The organism is Atribacteraceae bacterium, assembly GCA_035477455.1.
In the GTDB taxonomy this organism is placed as follows: domain Bacteria; phylum Atribacterota; class Atribacteria; order Atribacterales; family Atribacteraceae; genus DATIKP01.
The window spans coordinates 1-3,900 of the sequence record DATIKP010000145.1 but is presented as its reverse complement, the minus strand read 5'-3'; the positions used below and the strand labels follow the sequence as shown (position 1 = coordinate 3,900).

The 3,900-nt window shown below is 55.9% G+C and carries 1 protein-coding gene and 1 pseudogene; one reads left to right on the top strand and one right to left on the bottom strand.

The genetic code is table 11. The features are described 5' to 3' along the window. Nucleotides 1-600: 600 nt before the first annotated feature. The gene (gene mnmG, locus VLH40_08760; GenBank protein HSV32091.1) at nt 601-2,511 is read right to left on the bottom strand and encodes a tRNA uridine-5-carboxymethylaminomethyl(34) synthesis enzyme MnmG; all 1,911 of its coding nucleotides are present in this window, start codon (nt 2,509-2,511) and stop codon (nt 601-603) included. 242 nt (nt 2,512-2,753) lie between these two features. On the opposite strand from mnmG, the pseudogene VLH40_08755 reads away from it, so the two are divergent. Continuing rightward, nucleotides 2,754-3,900: pseudogene (locus VLH40_08755) on the top strand (MFS transporter).

Genomic DNA, 3,900 nt, shown 5'->3' with positions numbered 1-3,900 from the left:
CAAAGCTCTTCGCCTAAAGGCGAAGGAATTAGACCTGGCACTTGGAAATTAAAACCCCCCTACTCACGACTCACGACTCCCTACTCCCTACATTTACAATGGAGGTGAAAACCATGGACATCAAGGTGGAGCAACTAACTGACACCGAGCGGGAACTACGCGGGGATCGACGGGTGGCCGATTTGGGAGTGCGATGTATCCCGGTTCGATTGGCATTATGACCAGACTGAAGAATGTTTGCTCTTGACCGGAGAAGTGACCGTGGAATCCGCAGCGAGGCGGGCCGTCATCAAAGCCGGGGATTACGTCACCTTTCCACGGGGGACTTCGTTGTGTTTGGGATGTGAAGCAGCCGGTGAGAAAACACTGTCGATTTGTTTGATGGTGTTTGCCTTTGTTTCAACTTCTCATTCCGCCGTCGAAACAAAGCCCCGGAATATTGCCCTGGATCACAATCCGATCGTAGCAGGCCAGTACTCCTTTGATCTTGTCTTTGTAACGCTCGGTAAGTGACATCGTACATCCCCCCACGTCGCTACATGATGGCACTAGTTATTCGACATGGGGTTCATAAATCCTATTGGTTCCGGCTAAGCCGGGTTAGGGGGTGGCGAGATTTTCCTGTTCATGGTCTGTTTTTTGCGTGAGGCTTTGCCAGCGTTTGAGCATAATCGACAGAACGCTGATATCAGAAGGGGTCACCCCGATTACCCGGGAGGCCTGTCCCAGTGTCGCAGGACGAATGTGCCGCAGGCGGTCTCTGGCTTCTGAAGATATCCCCGGAACAGCTTCGTAATCAAAACCATCCGGGATTTTTTTGTTTTCGAGGCGCTGAAGTTCGACCAACATCCGGCTGTGCCGTTCAATATATCCCCGGTAACGGATCTCGATTTCCACCGCTTCGATTACCGCCGGCGACAGCGAAGGGCGAGCCGGATCGCAGGAAGAGAGATCCCGGTAGCTGATCCGGGGACGCATCAGGAGCGATCCTGCTTTTTCCGCTTCCTGCAGGGGAGAGGTTTGGCACATGGCGAGACGTTCATTCAGAGCGGATGAGGGGGTTACCGTCAGAACGTCCAACCGACGGATTTCGTTCTGGATCATCTCTTTTTTCCGCTCGACAAAACGGTGCCGCTCTTCCGAAACAGCGCCGACTTGGTAGGCGAGTGCCGTCAGTCGTCGGTCAGCATTGTCGTGACGGACCAGCAAGCGGTACTCCACTTTCCCAGTCCGCAGACGATAAGGCTCCACTACACCCCGGGTAACGAGGTCGTCGATCATAACTCCTATATAACTCTCGTCACGCCGCAGCGTCAACGCCGCTTTCTTCCGCGCGCTCAGCGCGGCGTTGATACCCGCCAGGATTCCCTGTCCGGCGGCCTCCTCGTATCCGGATGTCCCGTTGATCTGACCGGCCAGGAAGAGACCGGGAACCAGTTTGCACTCCAGAGACGGGGTGAGTTGGGTGGGAGGTACATAGTCGTATTCGATTCCGTAGCCTGGGCGGACGATATGGGCATGCTCCAGGCCGGGAACGGAGCGAACGATTTGGCTCTGGACCTCTTCGGGAAGGGAGGTGAAGATCCCCTGGACATACACTTCGTTGCTCCGCGGTCCTTCCGGTTCGAGAAAGACCAAGTGGCTGGTCCGTTCCGGGAAACGGTAGACCTTGTCCTCTAAGGAAGGACATTCACGGACCGGTGAGGAATCGGCCAAGCCATATAGGAGAGGAGACCGATGAAAATTCTTTCGGATAATATCGCAGGTTCTTTCGTTGGTCCGGGATAAAAGAATCGGAGCTTCCTGGTAGACTCGGGGGATTCCAGTAAAGGAAAAGCAAAGCGGTTCAGGATCGCTCTCCTGCCGATCGAGTTGAGAGGTGTCGATAGTCCGGCGGTCCAGACGGGGAGGCGTGCAGGTGTTCATCCGGGAAAGGGTAAGACCCAGTGTTCGGAGGGAAGTACTGAGCTTCTGGGCTGGGAACTCACCTTGCCGGCCGGCCGGGTAGCTGACTTCGCCCAGCTTGATGACCCCGTTTAAAAACGTTCCGGCGGCTATGACCACCGTGGGAGCCGAAAAAAACGGGCCATGAAGGAGCCGGACCCCGGAAACTTGACCGGTGGAGCCGGTGATGATCTCCGTCACCTCCCCCTGGTAAATAAAAAGGTGGGAGAGCTCTGCGAGCAAGCTCCGGATGGCCAAGCTATAGCGATCCCGGTCGGTCTGGGCCCGCAGGGTTTGTACCGCCGGACCCTTGCCGGTATTGACCCGCCTGAGATGAATCGTTGACGCATCGGTTGCGTGGGCCATCAGTCCTCCCAGGGCATCGATCTCCCGGACCACGTGGCCTTTTCCCGGCCCACCGATCGCCGGGTTACAGGGCAAGAGGGCGATGTGGCCGATGCTTGTCGTGACCAGAAGAGTGGAACAGCCCATCCGGGCCGCGGCGGCAGCCGCCTCGCAGCCTGCGTGTCCACCGCCGACCACGATGACCTCAAATGCGGTTTTCATCACATGCGCTCCGGAATAGCACCCTGACTTACCCTGTACATAAAACGGTGATCTGTGGTGGGGAAGGGTGAATAATTTTCATGCTTGATGTCTCAGACACCGTCAGGTTCACTCCTCTATAAAATTACGCTTTCGTTTTAAGCCTCGTTCCGAAAGCCGGTGAAGGGCATTGTCGCGTGTGGGTATTAAATCACAAAATCAGAAAGGAAAAAAGACCGGTAAAAAAAAACGTTTGTGTTAAGATGGCCAGAGACGACTCAAGAGGGGTGAGCGGTTCCGCTATGGATAATCGGTATCTGCGGGTAGGATTTCTGGTGATCACCCAGGTTTTCCTGGCTTTGTTCCTGTTGCTTATCCCGACGCTTTCGCCGATATTGCAGGAGGAGTTTAACTTGACCACTGCCGGGATCGGCGTCCTGACTACGGCCCTCTTTGCCGGTTTCGGTGTTTTCTCGTTTCTGGCCGGACGCCTGAGTGACCGCTTCAGCTTTGAGCAGGCTTTTGCCCTGGGGCATCTCACGCTTGGAGCGTGTCTGTTTGCAGCGAGTTTCAGCGGTTCGGCTCGAGAACTCTTTGTCATTCTATTCCTGTGTGGGTTTGGGGATAGTTTGATCAGTACCGCATCGGCCCGTTCGGTCGTGATCTGGTTTCCGAACCGGGGCCGGGCGACCGCCAGTTCCATTTACAAGGTTGGATTTCCACTGGGTGCCGCCCTAGCCGCCTTGCTGCTGCCCCCTGCCGCCGTCCTCTTCTCCTGGTCCTGGGTTTTTCGCTTGGTCGGGATCGCCCTGGCCCTCTGGGGGTCTTTAGTTTTCCTGGTGTTACACGTAGCGGCCCCGTCGGATGGGAAGACAGCGAAGATAACCCGCCTATCGGGTAAGACTATCCCCCCTTCACACAAACGCGGTGTTTAGCTGGCCGGTCTGATAGGGATGTGCGGTATCATTATTCAGTATTGTCTGACCACATACTGCATTATTTATCTCAACAGGTACGGGGGATACTCCCTTTTTTTCGCCGGACTGATTCTTTCCCTGATTCAATTCTCCGGGGTTATTAGCCGGCTTGTGCTCGGTCCGGTCAGCGATTTCGTCCTCAGGGACACCGCCCGGACTTTATTCATGGTTTTTTTTCTCATACCAGGGGGCATTCTTTTATTCTTGCAACCGGGCAACCTTTACTTACTCTATAGCGGGGCCGTCTTACTGGGCATTTCCGCCGTCGGTTGGGCGCCGATCTGGTTGACCCTGATGGCGGAAGCCGCTCCGCCGGAGCATGCCGGCTGGGCCACCGGGGTGGGTTTTGCCATCAATTCCCTGGGCGGACTGATCGGGCCTCCGCTGTTCGGAGCCATCGCCGATTCACCGGGCGGGTTTCCCCTGGCCTTTG

Bases quoted from the DNA above. Each gene is read 5' to 3' on its own strand.
- mnmG (HSV32091.1), bottom strand. From the start codon at position 2,511: ATGAAAACCGCATTTGAGGTCATCGTGGTCGGCGGTGGACACGCAGGC.